The 20388-nt window shown below is 63.0% G+C and carries 19 protein-coding genes; 3 read left to right on the forward strand and 16 right to left on the reverse strand.

Going from position 1 to position 20388, the window contains the following annotated elements:
• Positions 1-41: 41 nt before the first annotated feature.
• The 3 genes from NKI59_RS15440 to NKI59_RS15450 all read right to left on the reverse strand — a co-directional run bounded on the left by NKI59_RS15440 (position 42) and on the right by NKI59_RS15450 (position 1868).
• Positions 42-473, reverse strand: coding sequence for a low affinity iron permease family protein (locus NKI59_RS15440; RefSeq protein ID WP_031211766.1), 432 nt, complete (start codon positions 471-473; stop codon positions 42-44).
• Positions 474-641: 168 nt separating this feature from the next.
• Positions 642-1283 carry a DapH/DapD/GlmU-related protein gene (locus NKI59_RS15445; RefSeq protein WP_352705168.1) on the reverse strand — a complete coding sequence of 214 codons (642 nt, stop codon included), beginning with the start codon at positions 1281-1283 and terminating at the stop codon, positions 642-644.
• A 96-nt stretch (positions 1284-1379) separates the two neighbouring features.
• The gene (locus NKI59_RS15450; RefSeq protein WP_023676745.1) at positions 1380-1868 is read right to left on the reverse strand and encodes a CreA family protein; all 489 of its coding nucleotides are present in this window, start codon (positions 1866-1868) and stop codon (positions 1380-1382) included.
• A 205-nt stretch (positions 1869-2073) separates the two neighbouring features.
• On the opposite strand from NKI59_RS15450, the gene NKI59_RS15455 reads away from it, so the two are divergent.
• Together NKI59_RS15455 and NKI59_RS15460 are read left to right on the forward strand one after the other, a co-directional pair.
• Positions 2074-2652, forward strand: a complete 579-nt coding sequence (locus tag NKI59_RS15455) for an SCO family protein (RefSeq protein WP_352465122.1) — start codon at positions 2074-2076, stop codon at positions 2650-2652.
• 11 nt (positions 2653-2663) lie between these two features.
• The gene (locus NKI59_RS15460) at positions 2664-3536 is read left to right on the forward strand and encodes a 50S ribosomal protein L11 methyltransferase (RefSeq protein WP_352705171.1); all 873 of its coding nucleotides are present in this window, start codon (positions 2664-2666) and stop codon (positions 3534-3536) included.
• A gap of 39 nt (positions 3537-3575) precedes the next feature.
• Here NKI59_RS15460 and NKI59_RS15465 read toward each other — a convergent pair whose 3' ends face one another.
• Entirely contained in the window at positions 3576-3755 is a 180-nt protein-coding gene (locus NKI59_RS15465; protein WP_031211768.1) for a hypothetical protein, read from the reverse strand.
• Positions 3756-3956: 201 nt separating this feature from the next.
• On the opposite strand from NKI59_RS15465, the gene NKI59_RS15470 reads away from it, so the two are divergent.
• Positions 3957-5801, forward strand: coding sequence for an aminopeptidase P family protein (locus NKI59_RS15470; protein ID WP_352705173.1), 1845 nt, complete (start codon positions 3957-3959; stop codon positions 5799-5801).
• On the opposite strand, the gene NKI59_RS15475 is transcribed toward NKI59_RS15470, so the two are convergent.
• From NKI59_RS15475 to NKI59_RS15530, 12 genes are all read right to left on the reverse strand, one after another.
• Positions 5791-6681 (reverse strand): LysR family transcriptional regulator, encoded by an 891-nt coding sequence (locus NKI59_RS15475; RefSeq protein WP_352705175.1) that lies wholly within the window; start codon positions 6679-6681, stop codon positions 5791-5793. The two genes, NKI59_RS15470 and NKI59_RS15475, sit on opposite strands and share 11 nt — an antisense overlap.
• 316 nt (positions 6682-6997) lie before the next feature.
• Positions 6998-7294, reverse strand: coding sequence for an AzlD family protein (locus NKI59_RS15480; RefSeq protein WP_352667125.1), 297 nt, complete (start codon positions 7292-7294; stop codon positions 6998-7000).
• The gene (locus NKI59_RS15485; protein WP_352705177.1) at positions 7291-8019 is read right to left on the reverse strand and encodes an AzlC family ABC transporter permease; all 729 of its coding nucleotides are present in this window, start codon (positions 8017-8019) and stop codon (positions 7291-7293) included. Before NKI59_RS15485 ends, NKI59_RS15480 begins: the two co-directional genes overlap by 4 nt.
• Before the next feature lie 119 nt (positions 8020-8138).
• Entirely contained in the window at positions 8139-8831 is a 693-nt protein-coding gene (locus NKI59_RS15490; protein WP_352705179.1) for a DUF2461 domain-containing protein, read from the reverse strand.
• Positions 8831-11038 (reverse strand): NAD-dependent DNA ligase LigA, encoded by a 2208-nt coding sequence (gene ligA, locus NKI59_RS15495; RefSeq protein ID WP_352705181.1) that lies wholly within the window; start codon positions 11036-11038, stop codon positions 8831-8833. The genes NKI59_RS15490 and ligA overlap by 1 nt, the downstream gene beginning before the upstream one ends.
• A gap of 240 nt (positions 11039-11278) precedes the next feature.
• A complete protein-coding gene (gene recN / locus NKI59_RS15500; protein ID WP_352705183.1) occupies positions 11279-12952 on the reverse strand; it encodes a DNA repair protein RecN in 1674 nt (557 codons plus the stop codon).
• A gap of 13 nt (positions 12953-12965) precedes the next feature.
• The gene (locus tag NKI59_RS15505; RefSeq protein ID WP_023676756.1) at positions 12966-13835 is read right to left on the reverse strand and encodes an outer membrane protein assembly factor BamD; all 870 of its coding nucleotides are present in this window, start codon (positions 13833-13835) and stop codon (positions 12966-12968) included.
• Positions 13836-14038: 203 nt separating this feature from the next.
• Complete coding sequence (gene lpxC / locus NKI59_RS15510) at positions 14039-14986, reverse strand: UDP-3-O-acyl-N-acetylglucosamine deacetylase (RefSeq protein ID WP_352692044.1); 948 nt, start codon at positions 14984-14986, stop codon at positions 14039-14041.
• Between the two features lie 279 nt (positions 14987-15265).
• On the reverse strand, positions 15266-16936 hold the full coding sequence (gene ftsZ / locus NKI59_RS15515) for a cell division protein FtsZ (protein WP_352705185.1): 1671 nt from the start codon (positions 16934-16936) through the stop codon (positions 15266-15268).
• Between the two features lie 68 nt (positions 16937-17004).
• Positions 17005-18312, reverse strand: a complete 1308-nt coding sequence (gene ftsA, locus NKI59_RS15520; protein ID WP_023676759.1) for a cell division protein FtsA — start codon at positions 18310-18312, stop codon at positions 17005-17007.
• Positions 18309-19250 carry a cell division protein FtsQ/DivIB gene (locus tag NKI59_RS15525; protein ID WP_352471564.1) on the reverse strand — a complete coding sequence of 314 codons (942 nt, stop codon included), beginning with the start codon at positions 19248-19250 and terminating at the stop codon, positions 18309-18311. The genes ftsA and NKI59_RS15525 overlap by 4 nt, the downstream gene beginning before the upstream one ends.
• Positions 19238-20164, reverse strand: coding sequence for a D-alanine--D-alanine ligase (locus NKI59_RS15530; RefSeq protein ID WP_352471563.1), 927 nt, complete (start codon positions 20162-20164; stop codon positions 19238-19240). The genes NKI59_RS15525 and NKI59_RS15530 overlap by 13 nt, the downstream gene beginning before the upstream one ends.
• Positions 20165-20388: the final 224 nt, after the last annotated feature.

The following is a 20388-nucleotide window of genomic DNA, read 5'->3' on the forward strand; positions in this document are numbered from 1 at the left end:
AATCGGGTCCGATCTTCGCAGGTATGCGCCGGACCTTTATATCACGCCGCTGCGTGCTTCTTCGTGTTCCGCTTCTTCGCCATGGCTTTCTCGGCTGCCAACTCGGCAAGCTTCTGATCATGCCGCTTCGCTGCCTGTTCGCATTTCTTGCGGATCTCTTCGACCTCGGTCTCAGTCAGGTGTTCGATACCGATGAAGGTGTTCTGGGCTGTGCTGACCCGGATCAATTCGTCGAGCTTCGCCTGGATCGCGGCGCCATCGCGGTTCTGGGTGTTCTGGATGAGAAACACCATCAGGAAGGTGACGACCGTCGTGCCGGTGTTGATGACGAGCTGCCAGGTGTCCGAAAAGCCGAACATCGGCCCGCTTGCCGCCCAGACGACGATGATCAGGAAACAGACGGCAAACGTCGGCGGCAGGCCGGCAAAATGGGCGACGTTGTTGGCGATCCTAGTGAAAAGCTTCTCAATCATTCAAACTCCCTCAACAGCCGGGCGACGAACCCGGACGGAAGCCGAGTTCATTGTGTCTGCAGAAACAGTTGGCAGCCGCTCCTGGTTCCCTCGCGGCGGAAGGTCGCGGGTACATTGTTGGAGGAGCAGATCGCGCAGGCCGTCGGACCGCTTGCAGATAGCCCGAACTCAGGCGGCGTCGTTTTCCCAGCGGTCGAGGAAAGCCTCGATGGGCAAGGCCTGCATGTCGGGGACTGCCCTGGCCAGTTTCTCGACCGGCCAGTCCCACCAGGCGAGACGTTCGATCCGGGCCGCAGTTCCCGCGCTGAAGCGCTGCCGCAATGGCGTGGCCGGAACGCCGGCGACGATTGCATAGGCCGGCACGTCGCGCGTCACCACCGAGTTGGCACCGACGATCGCGCCATTGCCGATCGCCACGCCCGGCATGATCACGGCGCCATGGCCGATCCAGACATCATGGCCGATGCTGACGGCTCTCGCCCGCCGCCGGTCGCGGAATGCCTGATCGACACCCAGCCAGCGGAAGTACTCGTTGGGCCGGTAGCTGATTTTGTGCTGCGTCAGCCGCTCGACCGGATGCTCCAGCGCATTGATGCGGCTGTTGGCGGCGACCGAGCAGAATTTGCCGATCGTCGTATAGATCGCCTCGGCGTGGCGCTCGAAGTAGGAGAAGTCGCCAACCATGACTTCACGTAAGATGACGCGCTCGCCGATCGACGCATAGCGTCCAAGCTTGCACGCCTTCAGTTCCGCCGTCGGATGGATGCGCGGCTCGGGATCTTTCAGGACAAGGTGTTCGGGACGGTCCATGCGCGCGCTTTACGCCCGCGCGCATAGTCTCGCAAGCCAAGTGCAGCGCCGCGCATCAGTTTGGACGCGCCAAGGACCCTGTAGCACCTTAAGTCTCTATTTCGGCTTGCCGCTGGTCCACACCACGTTCTGGCCGTAGAGCGGCACGGTGGTGACCGACATTTTTGCCGAGCCATCCTGCACCTGGCGTGAATGCGACAGGTAGATCAGCGTCTCGTTGGCCTTGTCGTAGATACGGTTCACCACCTGCTTTTTCCAGATCAGGCTGATGCCTTGCTTGAACACCTCCTCGCCGGCCTCGCTCATGTCGATGTCGCCAATGGTGATCGGCCCGGTCTGGCGGCAGGAGATCGAGGAATCGGACGGGTCCTCGAACCAGTTGCCTTTCTGCAGGCGGTCGATCACGCCACGGTCGAAATAGGAGACGTGGCAGGTCACGCCCTCGACCTTCGGATCCTTGATCGCCTCGACGATGATATCGTTGCCGAGCCAATCGACGCCGACCTTGCCGACTTCCTCGGCGGCGGCCGCGCCGGCGCCAATGACAAGGCATGCGGCTAACGCGCCGCCAATCAGTTTTCGCAAAGAGGCCTCCTGCGGTTCGAATTTTGCCGACCTCAGGTGGGACGAACGGCAGCGCTTTGCAAGCAGATCGCCTCCCACAGGATTGCCGGTTGCGGCAACGCGACATCTTTGCGTCGGCGCGACCGAACCGCTAAGAGTGTTCGCCAAGCCAGGGCCTTCACGGCGCCAACCCGGCGCCCGATGGAATAACGACGGACTTTCACTGATGATGCGTTCAATTCTGGTCGGTATTCTCGTCCTGATGGCCGCCGGAATCGGCTGGCTCACCTTCGACTGGTACCGCGGACATTATGGCGGCGAGCCGTTCGGAGCACCGTTCACGCTGGTCGACCAGAAGGGCGCGCCGGTCACCGAAGCCGCGTTTCGCGGCCACCCCAGCGTCGTCTTCTTCGGCTTCACGCACTGTCCGGAAGTCTGCCCGACCACGCTTTTCGAGTTGGCCGGCTGGCTGAAGACGATGGGCGACGACGGCAAGAACCTGCGTGCCTATTTCGTTACGGTCGACCCGGAGCGCGATACGCCCGAAATCATGAACACCTATGTCAGCAATTTCTCCGATCGCATCCTCGGCATCACTGGCGATCCCGACAAGGTCCACGCCATGGCCAAGTCCTTCGGCATCTACTGGAAGAAAGTCGACACGAACGACGGCGACTACACGATGGACCACACTGCTTCGGTGCTGCTGCTCAACGCCAAGGGCGATTTCGCCGGCACCATTGCCTATGGCGAAAGCCCGGATGCCGCCATCGCCAAGCTCAAACGGCTGGCGGCGGAGGGTTGACACATCCGGTAATGACGCAGACGCGTTTGTATTTCACCGCGGGCAAGATCGAGGCTGACCGCATCTTCGCGGCGCTCGGTGCGGCATTCGACGATGAGGGCCTGCCGATTGCGGTGCTCGAGGTCGACGAGGACCGCGACATCCACGAAGTATCGCTCTATGCCGACGACGACGTCGATGCGGTCGAGGCGCGGCTTAGGGACATCCTTGCCGGACTGTCGCTGTCGAAACCGATAGCGCGCGAAGCGCTGCCCGACATCGACTGGGTGGCGCGCTCGCTGAAGGGATTGAAGCCGGTGCGGGCCGGGCGCTTCTTCGTCCATGGCGCGCATGACCGCAGGAAGCGACACAGCGGCGAACTCGCCATCGAGATCGAGGCCGGCCTTGCCTTCGGTACCGGCCATCACGGCACCACCGCCGGCTGCCTCGAAATGCTGGAGCAGGTCATACGGCGCGAGCATCCGCGCAACGCGCTCGACCTTGGCACCGGCAGCGCGGTGCTCGCCATCGCGGTGGCCAAGCTCGCGCATATACCGGTGCTGGCGACCGACATCGACCCGGTCGCCGTCAAGGTGGCGGGCGCCAATGCGCGACTGAACCAGGTCAAGGGGCTCATTGAAACGGTGGCGGCGCCCGGTTTTCATCATCCGATCTTTGCCGCGCGTGCGCCCTTCGACCTGATCGTCGCCAACATATTGGCGCGGCCGCTGATGCGTCTGGCGCCGCAAATGGCCGGACATATGGCGCTCGGTGGCTCGATCGTTTTGTCGGGCATCCTCGAGCGCCAGCGCGATGCGGTAATCGCGGCCTATGTCGGCCAGAAATTCCGGCACGTCCGCACCTTGCACCGCGAGGGCTGGGTGACGATTCACCTCAAGCGCTGAGGCGCAGCGCCTTCAACGCAAGCCGGAATCCGCTCGGACTTAGCGCGAGTTCGCCGCTTTCTTCAGCTGTTCGCGATCGTAGCCGTGAGCTTTCAGCGTTTCGTCGTCAAAGCCAAGCAGAACGCCGCTCACATACCGGCTCGCTTCGCGCTGGCGAGCTTCGATCAGCGCTTTCACAGCGTTTCTGAAAAATCCGCGTCTAGGTGAAATCGTGGACATGACGGTCTCCCTTGCAGGGCAATAGGACTCTTTCCTCCACGTGAAGAAGGTAAGCCTTGCTGACGCTTTTTGAAATCGCCGATTCTGCATGGCCTCCATGCGCAAAGAGACACGCAGCAACCGGGAATGATCGGTCCGAAAATCGATTCCGATTTTCGAAGTCATGCGCTACGGTCGCGCCAGCATTCGAGGAGAGCCGACATGTTCCAGACCTTCGATTCCGCCGGCGATCCGGCCGTTGGCAAGCCGCGCGTGGCAATGCTGCGCCAATGGTTGGCGGCGAACGGGCTGGATGGCTTCATTGTGCCCCGTGCCGACGAGCACCAGGGCGAATATGTCGCCGATCGCTCGGCACGGCTGAAATGGCTGACCGGCTTCAGCGGCTCGGCCGGAGTCGCCATTGTGCTTGGCGAGCGCGCCGTCATGTTTGTCGACGGGCGCTACACGCTGCAGGTGCGCCAGGAGGTCGATCTCGACATCTTTTCGATCGAGAGCCTTGTCGACAACCCGCCGGCCAACTGGATCAAGGACAATCTCGGCAAGGGCGTGCGATTGGGCTTCGATCCGTGGCTGCATACGATCAGCGACGTCAAGGCGCTGAAAGCCTCGGCCGAGAAATCCGGCGCGATACTGGTGCCGCTCGAAGAGAATCCGATCGACGCCATCTGGCAGGACCAGCCCGGGCCGCCACTGGCACCGGTCGAGATCCACCCGATCGGCTTTGCCGGCGAACTGGCCAAGGACAAGCTGGTGCGGCTGGCAGCGGCCATCGAGAAGGACGGCGCCACCCATGCCGTGCTGACCGACCCCTCCTCCATTGCCTGGGCGTTCGACATCCGTGGCGGCGACGTACCGCACACACCGCTGGCGCTCGGCTTTGCCGTGCTCGCCGCCGACGGCTCGCATCTGCTTTTCATGGACCAGCGCAAGTTTTCGCGCACCGTCGCGGCCTACCTGACGCAGCTCGCCGAATTGCACGAACCAGGTGAATTCGAATCGGCAATCGTCACCCGGGCCAAGGGCGGCGCAAAAATCGCGCTGGACCCGGTTCTCGCGGCGGACAAGCTCAGAATGCTGGTCGAGGATAATGGCGGCACCGTCATTGCCACGGCCGATCCGGCCCGCATTCCACGCGCAACAAAGAACAAAGCTGAGATCGCCGGCGCACGCGCCGCACATCGCCGCGACGGCGCCGCGGTCGCCAAGCTGCTGTGCTGGCTCGACCGCCAGAAGCCCGGCACGCTCGACGAAATCGCCGTTGTCACCAGGCTTGAGGAGACGCGCCGTCAGACCGGCGAAGAAACGCAGATGCCGCTGCGCGACGTATCGTTCGATACCATCTCCGGCGCTGGTCCTAACGGCGCTATCATGCACTACCGCGTCTCCCGCGCCACCAATCGCAAGCTGGGGGATGGCGAGCTGTTCCTGCTCGATTCCGGCGGGCAGTACCAGGACGGCACCACCGACATTACCCGCACGGTTCCGATTGGCGCGCCAACCGAGGAGATGCGCGAGCGCTTCACGCTGGTGCTGAAAGGCATGATCGGCATCTCCATGCTGCGCTTCCCCCAGGGCACGCGCGGCTCCGAAATCGATACAGTGGCGCGCCTGGCGCTATGGAGACACGGCTGCGATTTCGCCCATGGCACCGGGCACGGTGTCGGCTCCTATCTTGCCGTGCATGAGGGCCCGCAGCGTATCGCCAAGACCGGTACCGAGAAGCTGCTGGCCGGCATGATCGTCTCCAACGAGCCCGGCTATTACAAGGAAGGTTCCTACGGCATCCGCATCGAGAACTTGATTCTGGTGACACCGGCCGAGGCAATCGAGGGCGGCGACATCGCCATGCACGGCTTCGAGACACTGACGCTGGCGCCGATCGACAAGCGGCTGGTCCGATCGGACCTTTTAACCCGCGACGAGTTGCATTGGCTTGACGAATACCATGCGCGCGTACTGGCCGAGATCGGACCGATGCTCGACGGCGAAACGCTGGCCTGGCTGGAAAAGGCAACCGCGCCGCTGCCGCACGACTTCAAGCAATAGCCGCGGCGGCAACGCCGGTTGACAGGCTTTGCTCCGCAAGCAGTCCCTGCAAAGCGGTGACGTTGGGAGAACCGGCTCCCTTGCGCCAGAACAACACCGTGACGGCGTTGTCTTCGTCAGAGGGCAGTTCGTGCAGCTTTAGCCAGCGGCTTTCCGGGAAACCCGAAAGCACGCTTTTCGGCATCAGCGCTATGCCCATGCCAGCCACCACGCAACCAAGGATGGCATGGTATGAACCAAGCTCGATGGTTTTCTCGGCCATGAACCCTCTGCGCGCATACCATTGTTCCAGCCGCTTGCGGTGCGGACAGCCGTGCTCGAAGGCTATCATGGTTTTGGGCATGTCCAGGTGGTCTTCGACCGAAACGCGCGATGCCGCCGAGACAATGACCAGCTGCTCGTGAAATGCGGGCAGCTTTTCGAACGGAACGTCAGCGATCGGCTCGGCGGCGAACGCTGCATCGAGCTCACCGGCAAGCATGGCGGTCGCGAGAACCTGCGGATTGCCGGTGCGCAACTGGATTTCCACTTCGGGATGCCGTGCATGGTATTCGGCGAGCAGACTTGGAAGCCGTGCCGCGGCGGTGCTCTCCATGGCACCTAGGCGAAGAGTGCCGCGCGGGCGTGGATCGAGCATCGCCGTTCGCGCCTCCTCCGCAAGCGCCAGCAGCCGATCCGCATAGCCGACCAATCTGTGACCGGCCGGCGATACGTGCAGGCGCTTGCCCTCCCGGATAAACAGCTGCACGCCGAGATCCTCCTCGAGCTGCCGGATGCGTGTGGTCACGTTCGACTGCACGCGAAACAGTTTTTCCGCCGCCCTGGTGATTCCGCCCTCGCGCACCACCGTGCGGAAGATGCGCAGATCGGCCAAATCCATACATCTCTCCTGGAGAACATAACGATCTTAATTATTCATTTTAACTGATTATGCCTTTCCCGTAAATCGCCGGTGTAGCTGCCGATCAACACGGCAAACCAGGGGAGATGGAAATGTCGCGTGAGCCCTTCGGCATCCAGCCGATCGATCTAAGCGCATTGACGCCGAAGCAGCGCGAAGCGCTCTACAGCGACGCCGTGCGTCGCGCCCGCCAGGAGAGAGCGGAGGCGATCCGGCTGAGCCTGTCGTGGGTCGGCGCGGCAATAGTCGCTGCGGTAAAGCGCATGTGTGCTCTCGCCGCCAAAGCAAAAGTCGATCAGCCGACGAGCTGCCGCGCGAGGATCAGCACGGCAGCACCCGCCAGGAACATCGCCATCAGGCCGCCGCGCAGTGAGACCAAGCCGGCAACGATCAAGGCTGCCCATTCCGCCGGCCCGGCGCTGAGCGCCGCCGGCGCCACCAGCGTGGTCAGCACCGCCGCCGGCACGGCGCTGAGCCCGGCTTCGACGCGCGGATGGATATGATCGAAGCGGGAGATCACCAGATGACCGCCGATGCGGGTCAGATAGGTCGCGATCGAAGCGGCGATGATGATCCACAAGGTCGTGCTCATGGCCGTGCCTCCACGCCGCTGTGGCGGGGCGGCAGGATGACGGCGAGCAGCACGCCCGCCAGCGCACCTATGGAGACATGCCAGGGCGAGCCGACCGTTTTGTATGCAATGATGGAGGCGGCAGCGCTGGCGACGACCACCGGCAGCCACAGCGGCCGCTTGCGGAAGCTCATGACCAGGCCGAGAAAATAGATCGGCAGCAGGAAGTCGATGCCCAGCGCGTGGGTGTCGGGAATAAGCTTGCCGAACATCGCGCCGAGCGCGCTTTCGATCACCCAGAACACATAGACCGGCAGCCCAAGCCCCATATACCAGGTAAACCCGACGGTATCGCCGGCCTCCGCCTTGCGCTCGGCCACCGCGAACTGCGGATCGGTGAGCACGAAGTAGCCTATCGCCTGCTGGATCAGCGGCCAATGCGCGATGCGCCGGCCGATACCGGCCGAATAGAGGACATGGCGAAAATTCACCGCAAAGATCGAAAGCACGATCAGCCACGGCGCGACATGCTGGCCGAACAGCTCGATGCCGACCATCTGGCTGGCGCCGCCGAACACCGTTGCGCTCATCAGGAACGCTTCGAGCACGGAAAACCCGTTGTCGACCGCGAGCGCCCCGAACAGCAACGCAAACGGCGCCGACGCCACCACGACGGGCATGCTGAGCCGCACGCCGTCCCAGAAATCGCTTTTCGCACTGTTTTCGGAGATTGCTTCCGCCGACATCGACCGCTCCTCGGGAAGCGCCTATGTAGGGAGGGCGGCGCGGCTTGTCACACCAATTCGCTTGAGGCAAACGATCAGCGGAAATGACAGCTGAAGGTCGCGCAAACGCGCTTCCGTGCCTAGCGCGGCGAAGCCTTGCCTTCGATCGCCCTGCCCCAGTCAAGCAACGGTTTTGCCCGCATGAAGAAGTCGACGAGTTCGTCGACCAATCCAGCTCCGTAGATATCCGCCGGCTCGATTGCGTGCCGGACGGCAAAATGCCGGTTGCGGATCGCGGCAGCGAGATCGGGCTCGGCGATATGCTCGAAGCCGCGCGGCGTGCGCTTCATGCAGCCGTCCGGGTCGAATTCGAGGCCGTTCTTCTTCAGCGCCGCAACGAGGGTACGGAATTCAGCGGGCCGCTTCGCGATCGCGTTGCGCAGCGCCAGCAATAGCTCCGGTCCAGGCTGCCACCAGGCAACGGCGGCAAAGCAGCGCTCCAGCCCGATATGGACGTAAAACACGCCCTGTTCCATCTTGGTGCCGTCAGGCGAAAGGATCGCCGACAAATGCCGGTTATAAGGCCGTTTGTCCTTGGCGAAACGCACGTCGCGATTAATCCGGAACAGCGACTTCTTGCGGTCGCCGCGCAGGCCGAGCCCCGCGGCCGTGAAGCGCTCGGAGAGCGTCTCGACCAGATCGCCGAAGGGATCGCGCAGGTCGCGTTCGAAAAGGTCGCGGTTCTCTAAAAACCACTCCCGGCTCTGATGAAAATCCAGCGCCTTGAGGAAGGGAATGGCCTTTTGCCCAAAACCGTTGAACGCAGCCGCCATCACCCGCCCTTGCCAATCCGCTGCAGCCAGGTGTCCTCGTCGATCACCTCGATGCCGAATTTGGTCGCATCCTTCAGCTTGGAACCGGCGCCTGGCCCTGCCACCAGAAGATCGGTCTTCGCGGAAACCGAGCCGGCGACCTTCGCGCCGAGACGTTCGGCCATCGCCTTGGCCTCCGGGCGCGTCATCTTTTCCAGCGTGCCTGTAAACACGATTGTCTTGCCGGCGACCGCACTATCGGCTGAGACGTTCACAATGTACGGCTTCGGGTGGACCTGTGTGAGCAGCGCTTCAAGTACGGCGTCGTTGCGTTCATTGCCGAAGAAATCGCGAAGGGCGCCTATCACCGTATCGCCGATGCCGTTGATCGAAGGAAAAACGGTGTGTGGATCGGCTGCCGCTGCTGTCTCCTTGCCAATGCGGATCAACTCCTCGATCGTCGAGAAGGTTCGGGCGAGCACAGCGGCCGTCGTTTCGCCGATATGGCGGATGCCCAGCGCAAAGATGAAGCGATCAAGTTCGGGTTCGCGGCGGGCGTCGATGGCAGCGAAGAGCTTGTCGAGGCCGTCATAGTTGCGTTCCTCGACGCTGCGTACATTCTTGCGCGTTTTGCCCGATGCGGCCTCGCGCTGCCTGGCCTGCTCCTCCCGTCGCTCCGCCAGCGCCTTGGTGACGGCGGGACGGCGGTCCCGGAGGGTGAAGATATCGGCGGCAGTCTTGACCAACCCGGCATTGAAGAACAGGTCTATGTTTTCAGCGCCCAGGCCTTCGATATCCATGGCGCCGCGCGACACAAAGTGGCGTAATCCTTCCACGGCCTGCGCGGGGCAGATCAGCTCGCCGGTGCACCGTCGGCGGGAATCCTCCTTGCCGGTCTTCTCGTTGATCTCGCGCGTTGCGGGTGAGCCGCAGATCGGACATTTGTGCGGGAATTCGTAGGGCACGGCATCAGTCGGCCGCTTGTCGGCGACGACACTCACGATTTGCGGAATGACGTCCCCTGCCCGCTGGATGACCACCGTGTCGCCGATACGCACGTCATAGCCGTCGCGGATCGGCTGGCCGTTGCTGTCCAGACCCTTGATGTAATCTTCGTTGTGAAGCGTGACATTTTCGACCACGACGCCGCCGACCGTGACGGGTGCAAGCCGGGCAACGGGCGCCAGCGTACCGGTACGGCCCACCTGAATGTCGATCCTGAGCACGGTTGTCATCGCCTGTTCGGCTGGAAATTTGTGGGCAATGGCCCAGCGTGGTTCGCCAGTGACGAAACCCCATCTGCGCTGCAATTCCAGCTGGTCGACCTTGTAGACGACGCCGTCGATGTCGTAGCCCAGCGATGAGCGCTGGGTCTCGATTAGGTGATAGTGCGCGACCAGTTCCTCGACCGATCTTGCCCGGACCATCAGCGGGCTGACCTTGAATCCCCACTCCGCGAATTTTTGCACGGAATCGTATTGGGTCGGAGCTGGATCCTTTGAAGTATAGCCCCAGGCGTAAGCAAAGAATTTAAGGTTGCGGCTGGCGGTAACTAACGGGTCCTTTTGGCGGAGCGACCCGGCCGCCGTGTTACGCGGATTGACGTAATCCTGGCCGCCTATCGCCGCCGAACGTTGCTTCAGCGCCTCGAATTCCGCGTAGGTCATATAGACCTCACCGCGTATTTCGATGACCTCGGGCCAGTCCGATCCCTTCAAGGTCTTGGGAATATCGGCGATGGTCTTGATATTGGCGGTGATGTCCTCGCCGACGACGCCGTCGCCGCGCGTTGCTCCCTGCACGAACACACCGCCTTCATACCGCAGGGAAGCCGATAGCCCGTCGATCTTCGGCTCCGCCGTGAAGGCGATGTTCAGATCCTTGTCGCGGTCAAAGAATCGCCGGCCCCGTTCTATGAAGTCCGCGACGTCCTGGTCGGTATAGGCCTTGGCAAGGCTGAGCATCGGCACCGCGTGGCGCACCTTGGCAAAACCTTCGGCCGGCGGGGCGCCGACCCTGCGTGAGGGCGAATCCTCACGCACAAGATGCGGGAACTGCTGCTCGATGGCGAGGTTGCGCCGGGTCAGCGCGTCATATTCCGCATCCGTGATTATCGGCGCGTCCTCGCCATGGTAGCGCCGGTCGTGCTCGGCGATCTCCTGCGCCAACCGCTTCAACTCGCTTGCCGCCTCGCTTTCGCTGAGCGACTCGACTGGTTTTTCGTCCATGCACTGCTCCCTCCACGGTGGCGCGACACAATAGAACAGGATTCTCTCACGAGGGAGAGACCAGGCACGGAAAATCATTCCTGAACAGCAGGATGGCGCCAGACCCTGACTCAGGTCGCGAGCGCCGGAAACGAACTCGCCTGGAGCAATTCCAGGAAAAAGTGTGAAACGGTTTCCGTCCGGAATTGCGCAAACAAAGAGGTAGAGCGGTTCGGCGTTTCCGTGAAACGATGAAACGCTCTAGGCTGCCGCGGTGTTCTCCCGTAGCAGCCGCTCGGCCGCCGCGCGCGCCTCGTCGGTGATGGTGGCACCGGCGAGCATGCGTGCGATCTCTTCCTGCCGCGCCGCCCGGTCCATCTCGGCGATGCCGGTCGAGACCCGGTCGGCCCCGCCTGATTTGGAGATCAGGAAATGCGTCGCCGCGCGCGCCGCCACTTGTGGTGCATGCGTGACCGAAAGCACCTGCACGCGTTTTGCCAGCCGCGCCAGCCGCTGGCCGATGGCGTCGGCAACCGCACCGCCGACGCCGGTGTCGATTTCGTCGAAGACCAAGGTCGGCGCCGAGCCCCGGTCAGCGAGTGCTACCTTCAACGCCAGCAGGAAGCGCGAAAGCTCGCCGCCGGAAGCGACTTTCATCATTGGGCCGGGCCTGGTGCCGGGATTGGTGCGCACCCAGAACTCGACCTGGTCGATGCCTTCTTCCATGCGGCTCTCGGCATCGCTTGCGATCTCGACGATGAATTCGGCCCGTTCGAGCTTCAGCGCCGGCAGTTCGGCCATTACCGCCTTGGTCAGCCCGACGGCCGCCGCATGGCGAAGCGACGACAGCTGGGCCGCCGTAGTGTCATAGGCCTGGCGCGCCGCCGCAGCCTGTTTCTCCAGCGCCTGCAGGCGCTCCTCGCCGGCGTCGAGATCGGCAAGATCGGCCGCCATGGTGTCACGCAATTGCGCCAGGTCGTCGACGGCGACGCTGTGCTTGCGCGAGGCGGCACGCAGCGAAAACAGCCGCTCCTCGGCTTTCTCCAGCCGCTGCGGATCATATTCGGTGGCGCGCAGTGCGGCTTCGACGCCCGACTGCGCCGCGTCGAGCGACAGCATCGCCTCGTCGAGCGATTTGACGACATCCTCGAGCAAGCCGGGCGCTTCGGTCACCTTGCGCTGCAGCCGCCTGAGCAGGCTGGCCAGTTGCGGCAAGGGCGAGGACGGACCCGAGAGCACATCCTGGGCATCGTGGACTTCCGAGGCGATCTTTTCCGCCCGCATCATCGCGGCGCGCAGTTCGGCGAGCTCGGTCTCTTCGCCCGGTTGCGGATCGAGCCTGGTCAATTCGGCGACCGCCGCACGCAGATAATCGGCCTCACGGGCAGCTGCTTCGACTTTGGCCCGGTGCCGTGAAAATTCCTGCTCGCAGGTACGCCAATGCCGCCACGCCTCGCCGGTTGCCCGAGCAGCGCCGAGATGGCCGCCGAAACTGTCGAGCAACTCGCGATGGGCGCCGGGATCGACCAAAGCGCGCTCGTCATGCTGGCCGTGGATCTCGACCAGCGCACGGCCGATGTCGCGCATCAGCGTCACGCTGGACGGCTGGTCGTTGACGAACACGCGCGTGCGGCCGTCAGCCGTCTGGACGCGGCGCAGGATGATTTCGCCGTCGTCCTCGATGGCATTCTCGGCAAGCAACATGCGAGCCGCGTGGTTGCGCGGCACGTCGAACACGGCGATGATCTGGCCTTGTGCCGCGCCATGCCGCACCAGCGAAGCATCGCCGCGGGCGCCAAGCGCCAGCGACAAGGCGTCGAGCAGGATGGACTTTCCGGCGCCGGTTTCGCCGGTAAGCACCGAAAGGCCGGACGAGAAGTCGATGTCCAGCTTCTCGATCAGAACGATATCGCGGATCGACAGCCTGGAGAGCATGGTAACGCGCCGCTCAGGCGCCGGTGATCAGCTTCCCGGCCTTGGAGATCCACGATCCGGCATTCTCGCGCGGCTCGAGCCCACCACTCTGCAGGAGCTTGTAGGAGTCCTTGTACCACTGGCTGTCGGGATAGTTGGTGCCGAGCACGGCCGCAGCGGTCTGCGCTTCCGACGTCAGCCCCATCGCATAGTAGCTCTCGGTCAGACGCGCCAGCGCCTCCTCGACATGGCGTGTGTTGGAATAGTTCTCCACCACGTTGCGGAACCGTTTGACGGCTGCGATGTATTCGCGGCGCTCGAGATAATAGCGGCCGATCTGCATCTCTTTGCCGGCGAGCTGATCGTTGGCGAAGCGGATCTTCTCCTTGGCGTCGTCGGCATATTCGGACGTGGGCCAGCGCGTCACGAGGTCCTGCATCGTCTGCACGGTAAGACGCGCTTCCTTCTGGTCCTGGGTGACGTCCTTGATCTGACGGTAGTAGCTCAGCCCGATAATGTACTGGGCATAGGCTGCATCGTCGGTCGACGGGTAGAGGGTCAGGTAGCGCTTGGCCGAACCGATCGCCTCGTCGTAATTGCCCTGTCGGTAGTCGGCAAAGGCACCCATCACCATCGATTTGCGGGCGAATTCGGAATAGGGATGCTGGCGGTCGACGGCATCGAACTTGCGGCTTGCCTCCTGCAGTCGCCCGGCATTCAGATTGGCGAGACCCTGATTGTAGAGCACGTCGGCCGGCTCGGTCTGATCGACATAGGTCGATAGATCGACGTCCTTCTCGGACGACATGCAGGCCGACAGAAACAGCGATGGAACGACCACCGAAAGCGCCAGGAAAACAGCCCGCCGCAGCGCCTTCGATTGACCAACTCGCTTGAAAAACATGTTTGGATTCCGCCCTTTCGGCGTCATTTCAGTCGACGGCAGCAGCCATAAACCATAATTGCCTTGCCCGGCAACGCTATCCCCGGCCAATCGCACATTTTTGTGGCGGTTTGGCGCCACCTGGAAAGCTGTGTAATTTGGCCGGCCGGTGATGCATCCATGCAACACAGCTTGACCGCAATGTGGCCGCAAGACCTTAGGAATCAGATCATCCAGGGCGCATAGAGGGGTGCGTTGACGGCGCTCATCTCGGCGGTACGCCCGCGCTCGCGGCGCGTCGTCTCAACGATCTCGAAAGCCGAACGGTCCGACAAGAGACGGCGCAGCGCAGCTGCGTTCAACCTGTGGCCGCCACGATAGGAGCGGAAGCAGCCGATGAACCGGGCACCGGCGAGCGCCAGGTCGCCCATCGCATCCATCGTCTTGTGGCGCGCGAACTCGTTGGGATAGCGCAGGCCTCCCATGTTGATCACGCGGTTGTCGTCGCCGATCACCAGGGAGTTTTCCAAAGACGAGCCGAGCGCATAGCCGGCCGCCCACAGCCGCTCGACGTCCTTCATGAAACCGAAAGTGCGGGCCCGCGCGACGTCGCGGCGGAAAATGTCGGCGTTCATGTCGGATGCAAAAAGCTGGCGCCCGATCGCCGGGCTTTCGAAATCGATCTCGATCTCGAAGCGCGTGCCGTCATAGGGCCTGAACTCCGCCCAGCAGGCGCCGTTCTCGATGCGAACCGGCTTGACCACCCTGATGTAGCGACGCTTGACCGGCAGCGTTTCGATGCCTGCCTGGTCAATGGCCTCGACGAACATCACTGCGCTGCCGTCGAGGATAGGCACCTCATGGCCGTCGATTTCGATGACGAGATTGTCGATTCCAAGCCCGAAAAGCGTCGCCATCAGATGCTCGACCGTGGCAATGTGCTCGCCTTGCGGATCGCCAAGCATGGTGCAGAGATCGGTGGCGCCGACCTCGGAGACGAGCGCGCGAAATTCGTGGCTTCCGCTCGCATTCGAAAGCTGGAAGACGACACCCGTATCGGCATCCGCCGGCAGGAAATGGACGGTGACCGAATTGCCACTGTGAACGCCGATGCCAGTCAGCGTCGCGCGCGATTTAAGTGTCGTCTGATAGTCGTGCAAAACAATCCCCATAGCCCTTGCTGCCTAGGTCCGCTTCATCTGCCCTGAGGGCGCGGCTCTTGATTGATCGGCAGGCAGGGCCACTTCCCCGAGACTCCCAGCAAACCGACTTTGGTCGGTGGCGAAGATAATGATCCCGCAGGGAGACTCCAAATCACGGTTTCTTACTCTTTGTAACTGCGGTCCAGCGCGGGATTGCCCCATAAGTCCTTGTTTTACAATCACTTTTAAAGTTTACAGGCGAACAGTTTCCTGCTCGCCTGTTAATAACTGTTACGAACCGTTAACAGATCAATTGGCCTGTCGGCGCAGGAAGGCGGGAATCTCCAACTGATCGTCTTCCTGGACAGCCCGGCTCTGCGGCGTCAGGCGGCCCTGCTCGTCCAGTTGGCCGCGGCGCGGCGCGTAAAGCTGCGGATCCTGGCTGGCTAGGCGGCGCACTTCGGCCGGCGCCTGGCGCAGTTTCGGTTCGCGCGGCTGCGCCGGCTGCAGCCGTGCAGGCTCCTCTTCGCGGCGGGTCAGACCGTTGGTCAGGCGCTTGAGCAACCCCATCGGGCCGCTGTTCTCGTGGTCGGCCGGGCGGATCTTGGCTTCCACTTCGGCCTTCACCTGCGGCGGGAAATCCTCGACCCGCGGCATGCGCTGGGGCGCTGCGGCAACCGGCTGCGGCATTTCACGATGCGGAGCCGGCTGCATCGCTTGCTGAACCACTGGCTGCATCATCGGCTGCGGCTGAGCCGGTGGCGCCTGGAAGATCTTGCTCTGCGGGCGGAAGTCTTCCGCATGGGCGACCGGTGCCGGGCGGGCCTGCGCCATCGCTGCCGCATTCGCCTCGGCGAGCTGAATGGCCTCGGCGACCGGATCGGCAGCACGTGGTTCATAGATCGGCTGCTGGACAGGCGCCGGGCGCATTTCCGTGACCTGGGCCGCCGGGCGGCTGACCGGCTTCGGCGGAGCCGCACGGATGGCGATCGGCGCGGCAGCGATTTCGGCCGCCGATTTGTCGATGCCGGTGGCGACCACCGACACGCGGATAACGCCTTCGAGTTCCTCGTCGAAGGTGGCGCCCAGAATGATGTTGGCGTCCTGGTCGACCTCTTCGCGAATGCGGGTTGCCGCCTCATCGACTTCGAACAGGGTCAGGTCGCGGCCGCCGGTGATCGAGATCAGCAGGCCCTTGGCGCCCTTCATCGAGGTCTCGTCGAGCAGCGGGTTGGCGATGGCGGCTTCCGCCGCGGCCATTGCGCGGCCCTCGCCCGAAGCCTCGCCGGTTCCCATCATCGCCTTGCCCATTTCGCGCATGACCGAGCGGACGTCGGCGAAGTCGAGATTGATCAGGCCTTCCTTGACCATCAGGTCGGTAATGCAGGCAACGCCCGAATAGAGCACCTGGTCGGCCATCGCGAAGGCATCGGCGAAGGTGGTCTTGTCGTTCGCCAGCCGGAACAGGTTCTGGTTGGGAATGACGATCAGGGTATCGACGCATTTCTGCAGTTCCTCGATACCCATGTCGGCCGTCTTCATGCGGCGCTGGCCTTCGAAGTGGAACGGCTTGGTGACGACGCCGACGGTGAGGATACCCTTTTCGCGGGCAGCGCGGGCAACGACGGGAGCCGCCCCGGTGCCGGTGCCGCCGCCCATGCCGGCAGTGACGAAGCACATATGCGTGTTGGAGAGATGATCGATGATCTCGTCGATGCATTCCTCCGCCGCCGCGCGCCCGACTTCAGGCTGCGATCCGGCGCCGAGACCTTCGGTGACATGCGCGCCGAGCTGGATCAGCCGCTCGGCCTTCGACATCGTCAGTGCCTGCGCGTCGGTGTTGGCCACCACGAACTCGACGCCGCGCAAGCCGGCGGTGATCATGTTGTTGACGGCATTGCCGCCGCCGCCGCCGACACCGAACACGGTGATGCGCGGCTTGAGCTCGGTGATGTCCGGCTTCTGCAGATTGATGGTCATTGTCTCCGTCCTTTGCCTTTCCCGCCGCTTCGCCGCCGCGGCCGCCTATGGGGCTGTCCCCGTCAAAATTAAAAACTGTCTCTCAACCACTGACTCATTCGATGCAGTTTTCCGCCTGTTCCGGTCATCCGAAGACCGGAAATTCCCTTCGCCGGCCGGCTCTCGAAGCTCGCCATCTGTGGATAGATCAGAAGTCCGACCGGGGTCGAGAAAGCCGGCCCCTTGGCCGCCTCGGGCAAGCCTGCCACGCCAAGCGGGCGTCCGATGCGCACATTGCGGCCGAGAATGCGGCGTGCTGCTTCTGGCAGGCCGGCAAGCTGGCTGGCACCGCCGGTCAGCACCACGCGCTTGCCGACGGCGTTGCCGTAGCCGGATTTGTTCAGCCGGTCGCGCAACAATTCCAGCGTCTCGTCGATGCGGGCGCGGATGATGCGCGTCATCACCGAGCGCGGTATCTGCAACGGCACCTCGCCGTCCTCGCCGATCGGATGGATGGAAACCAGGTCGCGGTCGTCGGCACTGCCAGGCAGCGCCGAGCCATGCATCACTTTCAGCCTTTCGGCGGCATCGAGCGAGGTCGACAGGCCCTTGGCCATATCCAGCGTGACGTGGTTGCCGCCGATCGCGATGGCATCGCCATGGACGAACTTGCCTTCCGAAAACACCGAGATCGTCGTCGTGCCGCCGCCCATGTCGATGCAGGCCGCGCCCATTTCGAGCTCGTCGTCGACCAGCGCAGCAAGCCCACTGGCATAGGGCGTCGCCACCATGCGTTCAACCGACAGATGCGAGCGGTTGATGCAGAGCTCCAGATTGCGCAAGGGCGCTGCGTCGCCTGTCAGCACGTGCATGTCGACCCCAAGCTGGTCGCCAACCATGCCGCGCGGATCGCGCACACCGCGCTCGGCATCCAGCGAAAAGGCTACGGGAAGCGAATGGATCACCTCGCGCTCGGCCCGCAACGCCTGCTTGGCGCCGGCGGCAAGCACGCGCTTGATGTCGGCCTCGTCGGCCTCATGGCCGCCGAGATTGATGGTGGCCGAAAAAGCCTCGCTCTTCAGCCGGCCGGCAGTCATGTTGACGATCAGCGAATCGACCGTCAGTCCCGCCATGCGTTCGGCGGCGTCGACGGCAAGACGGATGGCGTGCTCGGCACGGTCGAGATCGATGACGACGCCCGATTTCACGCCTTGCGATTTCTGGTGGCCGATGCCGATCACCTGGACGCGATGCGAGCGTCCGCGCAGCAGCTTGCCATCGTCGCGCGGCTTGAGTTTGGCCACCACGCAGCAGACCTTGCTGGAGCCGACATCCAGCACCGTCAGGATGCCGGACCGGCGCGACGAGGCATCGCTATTGCCGCCAAGCCAGCTCATATCTTCGTCTCCGGCTTGCGCTTCAGCATCTTGGGCTTTTCGTCGAGCGCGGCTTGGCGCTGTGTCGCCGCTTCCGGCGTCAACTGGACGACCAGACGATCGGAAAGGCGCATGTCGACGGCGGCGATGTCGCGCGTCAAAAGCCCGTTCTCGTGATCCATCCTGACCAGGTCGGCAATCGCCTGATCCTCACCGTCTTCGGGAAGCTTGATCGTGATGCCGTTTTCAAGCTTGAGATCCCAGCGCCGCTCGCCAATGCGGATATAGCCCTTGATCCGCGCGGCGAGCTCCGGATAATTCTTGATCTTGGCTAGGAAATCCGGCGCTGTGGCCGGTGCGCCGGTGCCGATGATCAGCGGCAGCAATATCTGCTTGCCGCCGGAGAACGGCGCAATGACGGTGCCGGATTTCTCGATGACCGAAAGCGCGCTGCCTTGCTGCCACAGCGCGAACGGCTCGCGCTCCTCGACGCGCACTTCCAGCGTATGCGGGTAGACCTTGCGCACTGCCGCGGCTTCGACCCAGGGTAGCGTGGTGATGCGTTCGCGCGCGGCTTCGGCATCGAAACCGATCAGCGAGGTCCAGCCGTCGAGTTCCAGCCTGTCGAGAATATCGATCTCGGACGTTTCGCGGTTGCCGACGACCTTGACCTGGTCGACCGCAAAGCCGGTGCGGGCGGTGACACTCTGGACGATGGCGTCGGAATATCCGCCGAGATAGGCGCCATAGGCACTGCTCGAAACAAGCAGTGCCGCCGACAGCATGGCAGCGCAATAGGGCGGCGCTTCGAAGTCGCCTTCGCCGAGGCGCGCCAGCACGCGCACCGGCCGGCGGAGCAGGCGCGGCAGCACGAAATGGTCGAACGACAACGGCATGCCGAACAGCGCCGGCCCGGCCGCGCCCTTCCCCTTGCCCTGTCCCCACTTCAACGCAGACACGAAGCGTCCTCCACCATCCAACTCAACAAATCGCCAAACGAGTGTCCCGCTTGCGCGGCGATTTCCGGCACCAAAGACGTCGGCGTCATGCCCGGCTGGGTGTTGACCTCGAGCCAGACAATTTCGCCGTTTTCGGAGTGACGATCGTCATAACGGAAGTCCGACCGGGAAACGCCCCGACAGCCGATAGCTTGGTGAGCCTTGAGCGTCAGTGTCTGTATTTTTTGGTAAATATTCGGTGAAAGTTTTGCCGGGCATTCGTGTTTTGATCCTCCCGCGACGTATTTTGAATCATAGTCGTAGAAGGAATGGCCGGTCGGGATGATCTCGCAGACACCGAGCGCCACATCGCCCATCACCGCGCACGTCAATTCCCGCCCGTGCACATAACGCTCGACCATCACCGTATCGCCATATCTCCACTCGGACGAGCCGATGATCTGCGGCGGATGCGACTGGCCTTCATGGACGATGACGACACCGAAGCTTGACCCTTCGTTGACCGGCTTGACGACATAGGGCGGCTTCATCGGGTGCTTGTTCTGGATGGCGAAGCGATTGGCCACCTTCGATTCCGCCACCGGAATGCCCCCCGCCTTGGCGACCTTCTTGGCTTGTTCCTTGTTCATCGCGAGCGCCGAGGCAAGCACGCCGGAATGGGTGTACGGAATGGCGAGGTACTCGAGGATACCCTGGATGGTGCCGTCCTCGCCGAAGGGGCCGTGCAGCGCATTGAAGACGACGTCAGGCTTGAGCGCGCTGAGCACCGAGCCGATATCGCGCGAGACGTCGACGCGGGTGACCTGGTAGCCCTCTCCCTCGAGCGCATCGGCGCAGGCCTTACCCGACGACAGGGACACGGGCCGCTCGGACGAGAATCCCCCCAGAAGGACGGCCACATGCTTGCTTGTCATTCCCCGTCATTTCCTCTCACAGCAGGCCTGCACCATCGCGCATGCCCCGAAAAGCATCGCGCACTCAAATGCGCCCGAGCAACTTCGCTCCCGTGTTTCCGCAACATTGAGTCCGAGTCTCCCGGCAGGTTGCCCCCCAGACGGAAACGCGAGTAACGCGTCGAAACGACTCAAATCAGGAAACGCTTCAGGGCAGAGAATCAGAGAGTTGATTCGCTGGCAAG

This window comes from Mesorhizobium sp. M0598, assembly GCF_040320865.1.
In the GTDB taxonomy this organism is placed as follows: Bacteria; Pseudomonadota; Alphaproteobacteria; order Rhizobiales; family Rhizobiaceae; genus Mesorhizobium.

What these genes read in the sequence shown, in the direction of transcription:
- NKI59_RS15440 (WP_031211766.1), bottom strand. Translation starts at nt 473, where the DNA reads ATGATTGAGAAGCTTTTCACTAGGATCGCCAACAACGTCGCCCATTTT.
- NKI59_RS15445 (WP_352705168.1), bottom strand. Translation starts at nt 1,283, where the DNA reads ATGGACCGTCCCGAACACCTTGTCCTGAAAGATCCCGAGCCGCGCATC.
- NKI59_RS15455 (WP_352465122.1), top strand. Translation starts at nt 2,074, where the DNA reads ATGATGCGTTCAATTCTGGTCGGTATTCTCGTCCTGATGGCCGCCGGA.
- NKI59_RS15460 (WP_352705171.1), top strand. Translation starts at nt 2,664, where the DNA reads ATGACGCAGACGCGTTTGTATTTCACCGCGGGCAAGATCGAGGCTGAC.
- NKI59_RS15465 (WP_031211768.1), bottom strand. Translation starts at nt 3,755, where the DNA reads ATGTCCACGATTTCACCTAGACGCGGATTTTTCAGAAACGCTGTGAAA.
- NKI59_RS15470 (WP_352705173.1), top strand. Translation starts at nt 3,957, where the DNA reads ATGTTCCAGACCTTCGATTCCGCCGGCGATCCGGCCGTTGGCAAGCCG.
- NKI59_RS15475 (WP_352705175.1), bottom strand. Translation starts at nt 6,681, where the DNA reads ATGGATTTGGCCGATCTGCGCATCTTCCGCACGGTGGTGCGCGAGGGC.
- NKI59_RS15480 (WP_352667125.1), bottom strand. Translation starts at nt 7,294, where the DNA reads ATGAGCACGACCTTGTGGATCATCATCGCCGCTTCGATCGCGACCTAT.
- NKI59_RS15485 (WP_352705177.1), bottom strand. Translation starts at nt 8,019, where the DNA reads ATGTCGGCGGAAGCAATCTCCGAAAACAGTGCGAAAAGCGATTTCTGG.
- NKI59_RS15490 (WP_352705179.1), bottom strand. Translation starts at nt 8,831, where the DNA reads ATGGCGGCTGCGTTCAACGGTTTTGGGCAAAAGGCCATTCCCTTCCTC.
- ligA (WP_352705181.1), bottom strand. Translation starts at nt 11,038, where the DNA reads ATGGACGAAAAACCAGTCGAGTCGCTCAGCGAAAGCGAGGCGGCAAGC.
- recN (WP_352705183.1), bottom strand. Translation starts at nt 12,952, where the DNA reads ATGCTCTCCAGGCTGTCGATCCGCGATATCGTTCTGATCGAGAAGCTG.
- NKI59_RS15505 (WP_023676756.1), bottom strand. Translation starts at nt 13,835, where the DNA reads ATGTTTTTCAAGCGAGTTGGTCAATCGAAGGCGCTGCGGCGGGCTGTT.
- lpxC (WP_352692044.1), bottom strand. Translation starts at nt 14,986, where the DNA reads ATGGGGATTGTTTTGCACGACTATCAGACGACACTTAAATCGCGCGCG.
- ftsZ (WP_352705185.1), bottom strand. Translation starts at nt 16,936, where the DNA reads ATGACCATCAATCTGCAGAAGCCGGACATCACCGAGCTCAAGCCGCGC.
- ftsA (WP_023676759.1), bottom strand. Translation starts at nt 18,312, where the DNA reads ATGAGCTGGCTTGGCGGCAATAGCGATGCCTCGTCGCGCCGGTCCGGC.
- NKI59_RS15530 (WP_352471563.1), bottom strand. Translation starts at nt 20,164, where the DNA reads ATGACAAGCAAGCATGTGGCCGTCCTTCTGGGGGGATTCTCGTCCGAG.